This window comes from Paenibacillus vortex V453 (assembly GCF_000193415.1).
GTDB classification, from domain to species: Bacteria; Bacillota; Bacilli; order Paenibacillales; family Paenibacillaceae; genus Paenibacillus_AQ; species Paenibacillus_AQ glucanolyticus.
On record NZ_ADHJ01000009.1, the window covers coordinates 19,752 to 32,881 of the forward strand.

Annotated in this window: 13 protein-coding genes; 7 read left to right on the forward strand and 6 right to left on the reverse strand. The window is 51.7% G+C overall.

Going from position 1 to position 13,130, the window contains the following annotated elements:
* Positions 1-29: 29 nt before the first annotated feature.
* From PVOR_RS04110 to PVOR_RS30530, 5 genes are all read left to right on the forward strand, one after another.
* Positions 30-905, forward strand: coding sequence for a carbohydrate ABC transporter permease (locus PVOR_RS04110; RefSeq protein WP_006207820.1), 876 nt, complete (start codon positions 30-32; stop codon positions 903-905).
* An 18-nt stretch (positions 906-923) separates the two neighbouring features.
* Positions 924-1,793: a carbohydrate ABC transporter permease gene (locus tag PVOR_RS04115; protein WP_006207821.1), complete on the forward strand. Its 870-nt coding sequence runs from the start codon at positions 924-926 to the stop codon at positions 1,791-1,793.
* A 301-nt stretch (positions 1,794-2,094) separates the two neighbouring features.
* Positions 2,095-3,162 carry a bifunctional transcriptional activator/DNA repair enzyme AdaA gene (locus tag PVOR_RS04120; protein ID WP_006207822.1) on the forward strand — a complete coding sequence of 356 codons (1,068 nt, stop codon included), beginning with the start codon at positions 2,095-2,097 and terminating at the stop codon, positions 3,160-3,162.
* A gap of 143 nt (positions 3,163-3,305) precedes the next feature.
* Positions 3,306-3,869, forward strand: a complete 564-nt coding sequence (locus PVOR_RS04125) for an arylamine N-acetyltransferase (protein WP_006207823.1) — start codon at positions 3,306-3,308, stop codon at positions 3,867-3,869.
* Positions 3,870-3,957: 88 nt separating this feature from the next.
* On the forward strand, positions 3,958-4,152 hold the full coding sequence (locus PVOR_RS30530) for a hypothetical protein (RefSeq protein ID WP_160163975.1): 195 nt from the start codon (positions 3,958-3,960) through the stop codon (positions 4,150-4,152).
* Positions 4,153-4,369: 217 nt separating this feature from the next.
* On the opposite strand, the gene PVOR_RS04130 is transcribed toward PVOR_RS30530, so the two are convergent.
* The gene (locus PVOR_RS04130; RefSeq protein ID WP_036644140.1) at positions 4,370-5,197 is read right to left on the reverse strand and encodes a helix-turn-helix domain-containing protein; all 828 of its coding nucleotides are present in this window, start codon (positions 5,195-5,197) and stop codon (positions 4,370-4,372) included.
* Positions 5,198-5,336: 139 nt separating this feature from the next.
* Here PVOR_RS04130 and PVOR_RS04135 point away from each other — a divergent pair, with 139 nt between their 5' ends.
* The gene (locus tag PVOR_RS04135; protein WP_006207825.1) at positions 5,337-6,110 is read left to right on the forward strand and encodes a sugar phosphate isomerase/epimerase family protein; all 774 of its coding nucleotides are present in this window, start codon (positions 5,337-5,339) and stop codon (positions 6,108-6,110) included.
* A 25-nt stretch (positions 6,111-6,135) separates the two neighbouring features.
* Complete coding sequence (locus PVOR_RS04140) at positions 6,136-7,155, forward strand: Gfo/Idh/MocA family protein (protein WP_006207826.1); 1,020 nt, start codon at positions 6,136-6,138, stop codon at positions 7,153-7,155.
* 168 nt (positions 7,156-7,323) lie between these two features.
* Here PVOR_RS04140 and PVOR_RS04145 read toward each other — a convergent pair whose 3' ends face one another.
* The 5 genes from PVOR_RS04145 to PVOR_RS04165 all read right to left on the reverse strand — a co-directional run bounded on the left by PVOR_RS04145 (position 7,324) and on the right by PVOR_RS04165 (position 13,070).
* Positions 7,324-8,226 carry a glycoside hydrolase family 43 protein gene (locus PVOR_RS04145; RefSeq protein WP_006207827.1) on the reverse strand — a complete coding sequence of 301 codons (903 nt, stop codon included), beginning with the start codon at positions 8,224-8,226 and terminating at the stop codon, positions 7,324-7,326.
* A 25-nt stretch (positions 8,227-8,251) separates the two neighbouring features.
* Entirely contained in the window at positions 8,252-9,898 is a 1,647-nt protein-coding gene (locus PVOR_RS04150; RefSeq protein ID WP_006207828.1) for an MGH1-like glycoside hydrolase domain-containing protein, read from the reverse strand.
* Between the two features lie 24 nt (positions 9,899-9,922).
* Complete coding sequence (locus PVOR_RS04155) at positions 9,923-11,239, reverse strand: ABC transporter substrate-binding protein (protein WP_006207829.1); 1,317 nt, start codon at positions 11,237-11,239, stop codon at positions 9,923-9,925.
* A 71-nt stretch (positions 11,240-11,310) separates the two neighbouring features.
* Entirely contained in the window at positions 11,311-12,150 is an 840-nt protein-coding gene (locus PVOR_RS04160; protein WP_036644138.1) for a carbohydrate ABC transporter permease, read from the reverse strand.
* Between the two features lie 5 nt (positions 12,151-12,155).
* Entirely contained in the window at positions 12,156-13,070 is a 915-nt protein-coding gene (locus PVOR_RS04165; RefSeq protein ID WP_006207831.1) for a carbohydrate ABC transporter permease, read from the reverse strand.
* Between the last annotated feature and the right edge of the window lie 60 nt (positions 13,071-13,130).

Here is a 13,130-nt window from a genome sequence, read left to right on the forward strand (position 1 = left end):
GCACAAGGATTAGGAGGGAGGAGGCTGCCATGCCTACAGCGATGAGAAGCAAAGGATTTATAGCCATAGCTCTTCTTCCAGCGCTTCTGTTGTTTCTGATATTTGTCATTATTCCGGTTTTCTGGTCAGCTTACTACGGGTTTTTCAGCTGGAAAGGGTTCGGGGATGCCACCTTTATCGGTCTTGATAATTATATAGAGATGTTCAAGGATCCGATTTTTTGGCGGGCGCTTCGAAACAACCTGATTCTGGTTGTCTCATCCATTGTCGGTCAGGTTCCGATTGCATTGATTCTGGCCATTGTACTGTTCAAGAATTCGTTTTTCTCCAGATTCATACGCTCCGCCGTATTTATGCCGATGGTGCTGTCGACGGTTGTAGTCGGCCTGATCTGGGGTTACATTTACCATCCGCAGTTCGGGATTGCGAATTATGTGCTGGAGATGCTCGGTCTGGATTCATGGACCCGCGCTTGGCTGTCTGATCCGAAAGTCAACATGCTGGCGATATCGATTCCGATTAACTGGGCGAACGTCGGTCCGTATCTGGTTATCTTTATTGCAGCACTGCAAAATATTTCTCCCGAGATTCATGATGCGGCCAAAATTGATGGATCCACGGGCTGGAACAAGCTGATGCAAATCACGCTGCCGATGATCTGGAGTACGGTTGTCGTGACTATCGTGCTCTGTATCTCCGGAAGTCTGAAGGCCTTTGACCACGTCATTGTCATGACGGGCGGCGGACCGGCGCAATCGACCGAGCTGCTTGCCACATACATGTATAACAGCACCTTCAGTGTGTATCGTTATGGTTACGGTTCTGCCGTCTCCACGATGATTATGATTGTCAGCGCCATCCTAATCGCGCTTAATTACTTCGCAACGCGCAGAAAGTCAAGTTAACATGAAGGAGGGAGCGATGTGAATTTACAGACGACCGGGACCGAAAATGCTTCAGGGAAACGAGTCATCATGAAGGGTTTATCCGGGTTCGTAAAATTGCTGCTGATGGTGTATGCGATTCTTACGCTCTATCCCTTGTACTGGCTTTTTACAAGCGCGTTTAAATCGAATCAGGATTTCTTCACGAACCCCTACGGCTTGCCGAAGGAGTGGATGACCGAGAATATATTTCGGGCATGGGAGCTTGGAAATATGGGCAGGGCGATGATCAATTCAACGGTTGTGACCATTACAGCCGTTGCATTGACCATTCTGCTCAGCGTACTTGCGGCATATGTGCTGTCCAGATTCGAGTTTCGGTTCAAAAAGCTGGTGGTTGTGTTATTTACGACCGGGCTGCTCATTCCGATCCACAGTACGCTGGTGCCCCTGTTTATCATGATGAAAAACATCGGCCTGCTCGATACGTACGGAGCGCTCATTCTGCCTTATACGGCGTTTGAGCTGCCGATTGCGATTTTCCTGGCGATGGCTTACATGTCATCCATTCCAAGGGAAATTGAAGAAGCGGCCATGATTGACGGCAGCGGTTGGTGGGGGATATTCAGCAAAATGATTCTACCGCTCTGCACGCCTATCGTTGCAACGATATCCATTCTGGCATTCCTCCGATTCTGGAATGACTTCTCCTTCGCACTCGTATTTATCAATACGCAAGCGCTGAAGACGCTGCCGCTCAGCCTGTCCCTGTTCTCGGACGGCTTCGGCACGGACTACGCCCTGACCATGGGTGCGATGGCAATCGCGGTCATTCCTACCATTGTAGCCTACCTGATTCTGCAGGAGCAGATCATGAAGGGCATGGTGGCAGGCTCGATCAAGGGTTAAGGCTGCCAGCAAGGTCCATTTAGTTTACAACGGAGGCAGATAGCCTGTTCCGAGGCTCCGCACATATTTACCATGAACAGCCCTTTCCGATTCATTCGGAAGGGGCTGTTTTGGTTCGTGCCAGTGACGATCATTCTCTGTTTCCAACCGGGAAACATTCATGCACGATTTTCGGCTGCGCCATGTGTGCAAAAGAAATATAATAGGTACACCAAGACAGGGTACATGATTTTCCTGGAGAAACACAGCTTATACCAGATGTACCATATAGAATGAACATAGTCACAGGGAGGAACGTTACATGATATCGGCCGCAAATCAACAGGAATATTATCAGGCGCTGCTGGATAAGAAATCGGAATATGAAGGCGTCTTTTACGTGGGCGTTAAGACAACCGGTGTATTCTGTCGCCCGACATGCCCGGCGAGGAAACCGAAGATCGAGAACTGCGAGTTTTATGAGACGGCCGAAGAAGCACTGCTGGCATCCTTCCGACCCTGTAAACGATGCCGGCCGCTCTCGCATCCCAATCAAGTTTCGGATCTTGTGCGGCTGCTTGTAGACGCTGTGGAGGATAACCCGGAGAAGAGATGGACCAACCAGGACTTCCAGAAGCTGTCCGTGGATGCCTCAACGGCAAGACGCCAATTCAAGAAGCGGTTCGGGATGACCTTTGTTGAATATGCACGAGCTAGGCGGATGGGCCTTGCCCTGAAGCAGATCCGGGAAGGAGATGCTGTCATCGATGCGCAGCTGTCAACCGGCTACGAGTCCAGCAGCGGATTTCGGGATGCTTTTTCGCGGATTATGGGCGCAGCCCCTACAAGGTCCGGGCATCATCATATTCTAAAAGCATCGTGGCTCGACACGCGTCTGGGACCGATGATGGCTATTGCAGATGACGAAGCACTGTATTTGCTCGAATTCGTGGATCGCCGGGGCTTGGAGCGGGAGGTAGAACGTCTCAGACTGAGAACCAAGTCAGCGATTATTCCGGGTTACACAGCTCCCATCCGTTCGATTGAGAGAGAGTTGGGTGCGTATTTTGACGGGAAGTTAACGGAATTTAAAACCCCCTTGTTCCTGTTAGGATCACCATTCCAACAGGAAGTTTGGGACCAATTATTGCGGATTCCACCCGGTCGAACCTCTTCCTACGGCGAGATCGCAGCAGCGATGGGAAGACCTACCGCTTACCGCGCCGTCGCCCAGGCGAATGGGGCCAACCAGCTTGCGATTGTCATTCCATGCCATCGCGTCATCAATACGAGCGGTGAATTGGGCGGATACGGGGGAGGGCTGTCGCGCAAGCAATGGCTGTTGAATCATGAGAAATCCATGAGTGCCGCAAGAAAAGAGGAATATTAGACCTGGGTCATAGAGAATGGTCTTACCTTGGGGTAAGACTATTTTTGCATAGTTCCACTATCGTTCGTACGAAGTATTGATATGCTGAATCGTTTAAAATAAAGAGTGTATCAACAGCATCCGATAAGGGAGAGTGAACGATAGTGACGGAACAAGTACACTTACCTGAATGGGCCGCCAATTATTTGCAGTATATTCGGGTTCCATTCAAGGAGGCTTCGCTGGCGTATTTAACCGAGATTTGCACTGCGCATCATAATAGGATTCCTTTCGAGAATATTAGCACGCTGCTGCGGTATCATGAGTATCATCAGCAAGGCAGGCTGGAGCAAGACGAGAAGAGGTTTGTCGATCAGCTGATGCAGCTGAATGCGGGAGGCACTTGTTATATGATTAACAGCAGTCTCCATCAGCTGCTGAACCAGCTCGGATTTCCAACTCGTTATACGCTGCTGGGCGAGGGGCATGTCGGACTGCTTGTTCGGAACCCTGATGGGCAAGAAGAAGTGTATGTGGACTGCGGGAACGCTGCTCCGTTTTTCGAACCCGTTCGGTTGGAGACTTATCCTGATCAGGTTTCCCAATATGCTGGAATTGAAGTGAGATTGCGTCCGGGAGACGAGCCGGGAACGTACACGTACTACAGGTATGTGGACGGCCAGCTGCTTACAGATCTGGTATGGTCCTTCGATACCCGAAAAACCTAATCAATTCGATGATTTTCAGCCTGCTATTAGGGAGTACTTTAAGCCTAACGATCTCTTCACCTCTATATTACGCTGTCAGCTCTGGCAATTGGAGCAAGAACGGTCGCTGTCCCTAATCAATAATATACTGAGTATCCGGCATGAAGACGGGAGGGTTGACAAGCGCGTTTTATCGGACCTCAGCGAGCTTCGAGAGGTGATCGATCATGAGTTTAAGCTTCCGAAGCTGCCTGTCGAAGATGCCGTAACGGTTCTACAGAGTCTCGGTGTTGATATTTTTTAAGCCAGCGCTATACCGGATTTCCCCGAGTAGAACGGCAGCACCAATTAGTTCAAATTACCTATTCAACCTGTCGAAGCATGGTATAATATCCCTTATCTCTACTTACTAATGGGGTACTGGAGAGTATATCGAGTTATTAATAGCATCTGTAGTCTGGAGCAGCCTGCTCCACCTTTCCGGGTACGCGCAGGCTGCTTCTTATAATGTAGAGAAAAAATTACCGCGGGGCTTTCTCTTGCCCCGGCCTTGCCGGTACGGTTGCCGTTTCCCGGTATTTGACCGGGGACATGCCGTATGTGGCACGGAATACTCTGTGAAAATAGGAATAGCTTGCGAAGCCGCAGGTTTCCGCGATCTCCTCCAGCGTCATGGTGCTGTATTTCATGCGCTCAACGGCTGCGTTCAGCCTGATCTCCAAGGCGTACTGAATCATGGTTTTTCCGTAATACTCCTTGAACAGTTTAACGGCCCGGGATAAGCTGAGCCCGACATGAGAAGCGGCTTCCTCCAGCTTGAAGGTGATCGTGGCATGTTCCTCCACGAATCGCTTCAGCCGAAGAGCGGTGAAGGCAAGCCGATCCGTTGGCTTGATCTCGGTAATGGCACGGTCCAGACACAGGCAGAGGCTGCGCAGCAAATAATCCGTCAGCTCCCCGGTCTCCCCCTCAAGTCCGCGCCGCTTCTCCAGCAGCATCTGTCTCCACAGACCCAGCAGCTGATCGTCGAGCCCGACATGGCTGACAACTGGCCGATGGATCCGGTTCCACCAATCATCGATCCATGACCCATCGCAAAATATATAATAATCTCCGCTGGATACGCGGCCATCCTCGCCGTCATCGTTGATCCGCAGCTCGTATTCATCGCCGGGTTTCAGCAGCAGCAGATCGCCCCCTTGCACGTGGTGCTCGATGCCGTTGCAGTATATTTCACAGGACCCCTCGGTTTGGAGACGAAACAGATAGGTCGTCAAGCCGCCCCGGTGGCTGTTGCTGAACTGCTGGAAGTGGTAGGAATAGTCGCAGATTAGCAGTCTTGCCTCCATCATGGTTAAAACCCCCAGTAAAAATGCAAGCAGATAGTTCATGTTGCAGCAATATTGTTTATGTTCATTTTAGCCTATTTGCATGTATGATAGTAGCAGATAGAGCAGTAACTCATTTTTGGAATCGAGGTGCGCTATAATGAGAAGAATGAACATTGGTTTGCAATTGTATACGCTGCGCGATGAAACGGCTCAGGATTTCCGCGGTACGCTTCGCAAAGTGGCTGAATTGGGTTATGAAGGCGTGGAGTTCGCAGGTTACGGAGACATTCCGGCCGAGGAAATGAAAACGCTTCTTCAAGAGCTCGGCCTTAAGGCGATTGGGAGCCACGTGGGCCTGCATCTTCTTCGTGCAGACCTGCAGAAGGAGATAGATTACCTGAAAACCATTGGCGCTAAATATATGATGTGCCCTTATGTAGCTGAAGAAGATCGTAAAGATGCTGAGGATTGGAAGAACCTCTTCTCCTTCCTGGAAGAAGTAGGAGCTGAAGCACGCAAGCAAGGACTGATCTTTGGTTACCATAACCATGCGTTTGAATTCGAAGCGGAGGTTGACGGCGAATTCGTATTTGATGCAATGTATTCCGCAACGACGCCGGAAGCGGTACAAGTCGAGATGGACGTATGCTGGGTACAGTTTGCCGGACAAGATCCGCTGGCTTACATTCCGAAATATGCGGGACGCCTGCCGCTGCTTCACCTGAAGGATTTCAGCAAAGACGCTGAGGGCAACATGAAGACGCTGGAGCTGAGCCAAGGCTCTGTGAACCTGCCGGGTGTCATTCAAGCTGCATCGGATGCAGGCACGGAATGGCTGATCGTGGAGCAGGACGTGTGTCAGAACCCACCGCTGCAAAGCGTGGAGAACAGTATGAACTGGTTGAAGCAGAACTACCTGAACCAATTTTAATCTATGTGCAAAAAGGAGACTTTCAATGAGCAAAATTAAAGTGGCTGTGTTTGGCTGCGGCGCCATCGCCCAGCGCAGACATATTCCTGAATACGCGAACAATGCTAATGTGGAGCTGGTTGCTTTTGCCGATCCGGTAAAGGAACGTGCCGAAGAGATGGCTGCCCAGTATGGCGGCAAAGCTTATACCGACTACCAAGAACTGCTTAAGAATGAGAAGCTTGATGCCGTTAGCGTATGTACGCCGAACTACCTGCATGCTCCAATGAGTATTGCAGCATCGAATGCTGGCCTTCATGTACTGGTTGAGAAGCCGATGGCTACAACAACGGAAGAAGGAGAGCAAATGATCGAGGCAGCACGCAAGAATGGGGTTTACCTGATGGTAGGCCACAATCAGCGTTTAATGCCTCCACACGTAAAAGCTAAGGAAATCCTGGATTCCGGCAAGCTCGGCAAGGTGCTTACGTTCCGCACTTCCTTTGGCCATGGGGGTCCAGAGAGCTGGAGTCTGGACGGTCGCGACAGCTGGTTCTTCCGTAAGGAAGAAGCCATTATGGGGGCTATGGGTGACCTTGGCGTTCACAAATCCGACTTTATCCGTTACTTGTTGAACGATGAAATCGCAGAAGTTGCCGGCTTTATCGGAACGGTCCACAAAGAGGGAACGGACGTGGACGACAATGCGACCTGCATCGTTCGCATGAAGAGTGGCGCAGTCGGCACGCTGATGGCAAGCTGGACGCATTACAGATCCGGTGATAACGGAACGGTCCTCTGGTGCGAGAAAGGCGTGATGAAGATCGGTGCCGTTCATGGTGACGAGGTTAACGTCGAGCTGACAGATGGTACGATCGAGACTTACAAGGTTGGTGCCATGGCAACGAATGAGAAGCAGGTGCCGAGCGGCGTCATCGACGCGTTCGTGGAATCCATTCTAACAAACACGCCTCCTAGCATTTCCGGTGAGGAAGGGCTGCGTTCCTTGAACGTCATCCTGGGCGCATTCGAATCGCAAGAGACGGGTAAGATTGTGAAGCTGTAATAGGATGAACAGAGGGAAGCCGTGGAAGTGCGGCTTCTCTTTTTGTCATATCCGATAGTAAAGCGATGATCATGATAAGCAGGGCAGCAACAACTTTTTCATAAAAATAAGAGCGGCTCTGCCATTACTATGGAGAGCGGCTCTTGTTTTTTTATTCACTCCAGTGCTTTAACCGGTTTGCCGATCCATCGGACTTACCTTAAGGCTGTCTCCGTCTTCAACTACAGGGATAAAGATCGGACGTTCCTCCGGCGTCCGATTCGGGGTATGTACCGCCAGCATCAGCTGCCCCTCCCACGTGCGAAACACCATCCCGTGCCCGCCGTCGCTGGAATATAAGGGTTCCGGCTCTTGAAGCCAGAGACCCGTCAAGCTGCCGGATGGGGATTTGGCAATGCCGAGCGCGTAGCGGCCGTCGACAAAGCTGGCCCACAGCATCAGCAGGCTGCCGGGTGCTGTCCGGAATAGAAAGGGACCGTCCGTCACATAGTTTCCGGTCCCGGGAAAGCGCTGCGAATGAAACGGTGTGGTCCACGCCGCCTCAGAGGCACGGAATAAGATCACCGGTTCCGATACGGATTCGGATAAATCCGGGCTTAGGCGCATGGCACAGACCTCGCCGTCGCCAACCTGCTGCCATTCATGGCAGAACACCATCCACGGCTGGTTCTCCTCATCGATATACAGCGTGCCGTCCAAAGAACTCGAATCCGCCGGTGTCACAGGACCGCTGCTATGGAGAGCAAAGGGCCCTGTCGGCTGCTCCGCTGACAGCACCGCAGTGCCCAGCAGATCATTATCCTTCCTGCGAAAGGTGGCAAACATGATATAACGGCCATGATATTCGTACACCTCGGGTGCCCAGAAGTTCACCTCCGCGAAGAAATTATCGGGCTTGTGGAAGACCGTACAAGGGCCTTCCCAATGCCGAAGATCTTCGCTTATATAGGCATCGAAGCCGTTTCCTTCCCTCCATATATTTTTGTCGGTACTGCCGTACATGTAGTATTTCTTGTGCTTGGAATCAGGCAGGATATAAGGATCCCGCAGCTGAATATCCTGAGTGTTCATGCTGTTCAGGCACCTCCTGAAATCATTAACGATAGGAGGGACAGATAATGCCGATATCCCTCTCTGTTTTCAAGCCTCCGCCTCGATATCGCTGCATTTCATTTCCTTTGATCCGGATCGGAAGGGAATTGCCTTGATAGATGAGCTCGCCCTCGATGGTGCGCACACTCATTCCAATGACGCCTTCCAGGTGTCCGCTTCGATCGGTAACCAGCCGAATTCCGGCCGGTCCTTCAATATGAACGCTGCCTTCCCGGTATATCGTTATACGATCTGCTGTATTTACCAATTCGTAATGCAGCCCATTCACCGTGCGGCTGTAGGCCGTGTTGCCTGCAACTTCCTCGCCATGATCCATGTCGACGGGGAGAAGACCGGTAAACCATAATTGGTCCGACCCGACCGGCATAATCCCGCACAACCGTTCCACATAATCAAGCAGACACAGGATGGAAGGGGAATACGTCTCGGTAAAACCTTCCTCTCCGGTCCAGGGACTTAACGCTTGTGCAAAGCGCTTTGCCTTGGACAGCGCAGACAGGATCGGATGCAGTACCCACGTCAATTCGACATAGCGGTGGTGATATTCAAACGCATGCGGAGCGCGAATCAGGCTCAGGAAGTTGGACGACCCGCCCCAGCTGTTGTAGGAGGAGAACGGATCGAATCTGGGATCGTCCATCGCCATAGATGTAAACGGATATTTGGCGAAAAATTTGCTCGTATTCAGCAAATACCGGCGCAGCAGCTTGTCGAACCATTCACGGTCCCCAACCTCGCAGGCCATCACGCGCAGCAGCACATCGGACTGGACTCTGACCAGCTCGTCATTCCGGTCCCGGTCGTAGAAGAACATATCTTCTTCGTCGTAACAGTAACGGAAGAGACTCTCGAGGCTGGACTCGGCTTTCGCTCTCCAATCAGCTCCGGATCCACCAAGCTCTTCGGCCATGCGGGCCAAATATATGCGCTGGCAGTAGATGTTGGCGGTCAAATCCGGTGCCAGGAAAGGCAGGACCGGAGAATCCGGGTGATAGGCTGCGGCATCATTCATATAGGGTGTATCCGGAACATGCCAGAACCTGGGTGATAAATCATGTCCGGTGTCGAAGGTGCTGAAGGCCTCTACGCAGCCGGTCTCCCGGGTATTGCGGAAGCTTGCAATCCATTCGTCATAATGCGCCATGGCTTTGTACATGGTCTTCAGAAAGTCGCGGTCCTTGCCGTGGAGCTGGTAATGGTTCCATACACTGCGTGCCAGCGGTGTAACCAGCTGAATCTGCCGGAAGGAGGGACCGTTCTCCGTTAATTTGTAAGGCAGCAAACCGTCCTCTCTTTGGTGAGCCGCAAAGGCGAGATAGGTCGATTTCGAGACAGAAGGAATCAAGCGCGAGAGCAGCTCCGCATTGATGGTGCCGGTGCTCTCCAGCCAGCAGCCAAGATAAATCCCGCCTTCCTGCAGAATAGGCTCGCTGCCAGCCATCGGCACGATGCAGGGAAGCAGCTTCTCCAGCGCCGTATAATATGAAGCCTCCAGCCGTCCGCCCGATGCGGCAAATCGTACGCCTGACTCCTGCCATTCTCGCAACAAATTCTGATCTTCCGGTTTAACCGTCTGCACCTGATCCTGTATCGAGATCCCGCGCAGACGGTCCAGCATAACTTCGGTCATGTCCGCCTCCTTGTAGAGCCTTGTTTATTGATTCGATTCAAAGATTCGAACGGTGCCATTGTAGAAGTCCGCAACGGCTTGCTCGACGCTCTTCCGGCCGAAGCCGATTTCCTGGCTTGTCGTTTGCGCCAGCTTGGAGAATTCAGCAAATCCCGGAGGATTGTAACTCACGTCAAAAGGTTCTGATTTTGTAGCCTCAGATACGAGACTTGTGTATTGGTATACAATTTCCTCCACCGGACCGGCTTCCTCTTGCAGTAGATTGCGGTTGGCTTCCGTTACCGGAACGCCCCGGTCGCTGCCGAGAATTTTGGCGGCTTGTGGATCATTGATCCAGAAATCCATCAGGATAGCGACTTCCTTGGGATGCTTGGTATTCGCATAACCGGACAATCCCTGGCTGGATTCGAATACAACACCCGTACCCTTGGGACCCCGCGGTACCGGATGGAGGATCAGCGGGTCCTCCGTCAGGCTCTGGAAAGCAGCCAGCTGGTTGGAAGGAAGGAGGCTCATGGCGGCCTTGCCTGTAATCAGCAGTGATTTACTAGTGTCGTCATGCGGATTGAATACCTGCATTTCAGGTGTGACCACAGCACCTGCTGCGGACGTCTCCTCCCAATATTGGAACCATTCCTGGATGTCTTCTTTGGCAAAGCCCAGAGTTCCATTTTCCATATTATACAGCTGTTTGCCGCGCTGCTTCAGATAGATGTCCATGCCATCGACGGTGAAGTTGTACGTTCCAAAAATGCCATCACCCAGCTTGTCAGACAGTTCCTTGCTGACAGCTGCGTAATCCTCCCAGTTCCAATTCGGCTCCGGCAAAGGGATTCCGGCCTTCTCGAACAGTGCCTGATTGATGACAATGCCCCGGGCATTCGCACCGGCTGAAATATGCTGCAGCTTCCCGTCGAGACGGCCATACTCAACCATGGTGGGATCCATTCCGTCCAGATTCAATTCACTGCCAACATACGGATCCAGATCCAGAAGGACATTCTTTTTGGCATAGTCGACCACATTCCCGCCTAAGAAGAAGATATCCGGTGCCGTGCCGGATGCCAGCTGCGTATTCAGCTTGTCAAAATATCCTGAGGAGGGTGAGAATTCACCCATAATTTTAATATTCGGATGTTTCTCCTGAAACACCTTAAGCGCTTCGTTCGTAATATCTGCCCGTTTCTGGTCGCCCCACCACATCATGCGCAGTTCAACCTGGCCGCTCTCCGCGGCTCCGTTATCCGTATCTCCGCCAGCACCGGTATGATCCGTTCCGGAACAGGCTGTTACGAACAACATGAGTCCTGCCAGCATACCCACCATAAATCGTTTTAACATAGTTAATCCCCCCGGTTTAAATATAATTTGAAATGTGCTTCATGCTCACGAACAGAACAGACAGCGCGTGACTACTTCAGGCCCGTTGTGGCAATGCCCTCGAGAAAATACCGCTGAAACACAAGAAAGATGATGGTCACAGGCAGCAGCGACAGCGTGGACATGGCGAGCAGCGCCCCCCAATCCGATTGTCCCGATGGATCGAACAGGGACCGAATTCCCAGCTGTACGGTGAACAGATCAATTTTGCTCAGATAAATCATCTGGCTGAAGAAATCATCCCAGCTCCAGATAAACGTGAAGATGGCTGTTGTAATGAGCGCGGGAACAAGCAGCGGCACTACGATTCTAAAAAAGATCTGCGGCTGTCCGCAGCCGTCGATGGTGGCACTCTCGTCCAATTCCCGCGGAATTCCCCGGATAAACTGAACCATCAGCAGAATGAAGAAGGAGTCCTGCGCCAGCCACTTGGGCAGAATGAGCGGGAAATACGTATTAATCCACTGCAGCTCGTTATACAGAATGTACTGGGGCACCAGTGTCACATGGTAAGGTAGCATAATCGTCACCAGCATGATGCTGAACCACAGGCTCTTAAACTTGAATTTCAGCCTGGAGAACGCGTAGGCCGCGAGTGAGCAGGAGATGACATTTCCGATGACGCTCAGTGCCGAGATCAGCAGGGAGTTGCTGAAGAACCTGCCGAAGGAGATGCCCTGCAGCCCTTTCCAGCCGTTCACATAATGATCCAGCGTAAAGGCTGTCGGGATAAGGCTGCTGTCGGTAAAGATGAGTTGATTTGGTTTGAACGAGCTCAGAATTAGCCATAACACCGGATAGAGCATCGCCAGTCCGAGGAGGATAATGGCAGCATGCCTGCCGGCTTGAACCAGTTGTCTCTTGAGTGGCATATCCATTACCTCCCTTCCTGGTTGTCCCCGTAGAACACCCAGAACTTCGATGTGAGAAAGACAATTGCGGTGAACACCCCGATGATGACCAGCATGATCCATGCCAAGGCTGAGGCGTATCCCATATCAAAGAACGAGAAGCCCTTCAGATACAGATACAAAGTGTAGAACATCGTGGCGTCGAGCGGTCCTCCCCGGCCGTCCCCGATAACATAAGCTGGCGTGAAGGCTTGGAAGGAATTGATCATGCTCATGATCAGGTTGAAAAAGATGACCGGTGACAGCATCGGGAGTGTGATGCCGAAGAACTGACGGAGCTTTCCTGCACCATCTACGCCCGAGGCTTCGTATAAATCGGCAGGAATCTGTTTCAGACCGGCAAGGAAGATGACCATGGCCGACCCGAACTGCCAGACGGACAGGGTGATGATCGTATAGACTACATAGTCGGGATGGGCAATCCAGGATGGCCCCGTGATGCCGAACCAGCTCAGGAACTGATTGACCAGTCCGCTGCCATCGAAGATTTGACGCCAGACAATGGCAATGGCCACGCTTCCCCCCAATAGGGAAGGGATGTAATACACGGTTCGGTAAATGCCGAGTCCGCGAATGCCCTTGTTCAGCGCCATCGCCACCAGCAGCGCGAATGCAAGCCTCAGCGGCACGGACAAGAAGACATAGTAGAACGTTAGCCACAAGGATCTTAGGAAGGTATCGTCTTCGGTAAAGATCTGGACATAGTTGCTGAGTCCCGTCCAAGTCGGCGATGACAACAGGTTGAATTTCGTCATGGATAAGTACAGTGATGCAATCATCGGCCCCAGCGTCAGACAGAAGAAGCCGATGAGCCAAGGCAGAAGAAACAAGTAGGCTGTCTTATTCTGCTGGCCGTATAAGGGCTTGGACAGCTTTCTCATGTTATGCCTCCCTTCAGATGGATGAGAATGGGCGGTTACCCTGAGATGTGAAGCCGCTTA

Bases quoted from the DNA above. Each gene is read 5' to 3' on its own strand.
- PVOR_RS04110 (WP_006207820.1), top strand. From the start codon at position 30: ATGCCTACAGCGATGAGAAGCAAAGGATTTATAGCCATAGCTCTTCTT.
- PVOR_RS04120 (WP_006207822.1), top strand. From the start codon at position 2,095: ATGATATCGGCCGCAAATCAACAGGAATATTATCAGGCGCTGCTGGAT.
- PVOR_RS04130 (WP_036644140.1), bottom strand. From the start codon at position 5,197: ATGGAGGCAAGACTGCTAATCTGCGACTATTCCTACCACTTCCAGCAG.
- PVOR_RS04135 (WP_006207825.1), top strand. From the start codon at position 5,337: ATGAGAAGAATGAACATTGGTTTGCAATTGTATACGCTGCGCGATGAA.
- PVOR_RS04140 (WP_006207826.1), top strand. From the start codon at position 6,136: ATGAGCAAAATTAAAGTGGCTGTGTTTGGCTGCGGCGCCATCGCCCAG.
- PVOR_RS04145 (WP_006207827.1), bottom strand. From the start codon at position 8,226: ATGAACACTCAGGATATTCAGCTGCGGGATCCTTATATCCTGCCTGAT.
- PVOR_RS04150 (WP_006207828.1), bottom strand. From the start codon at position 9,898: ATGACCGAAGTTATGCTGGACCGTCTGCGCGGGATCTCGATACAGGAT.
- PVOR_RS04155 (WP_006207829.1), bottom strand. From the start codon at position 11,239: ATGTTAAAACGATTTATGGTGGGTATGCTGGCAGGACTCATGTTGTTC.
- PVOR_RS04160 (WP_036644138.1), bottom strand. From the start codon at position 12,150: ATGCCACTCAAGAGACAACTGGTTCAAGCCGGCAGGCATGCTGCCATT.
- PVOR_RS04165 (WP_006207831.1), bottom strand. From the start codon at position 13,070: ATGAGAAAGCTGTCCAAGCCCTTATACGGCCAGCAGAATAAGACAGCC.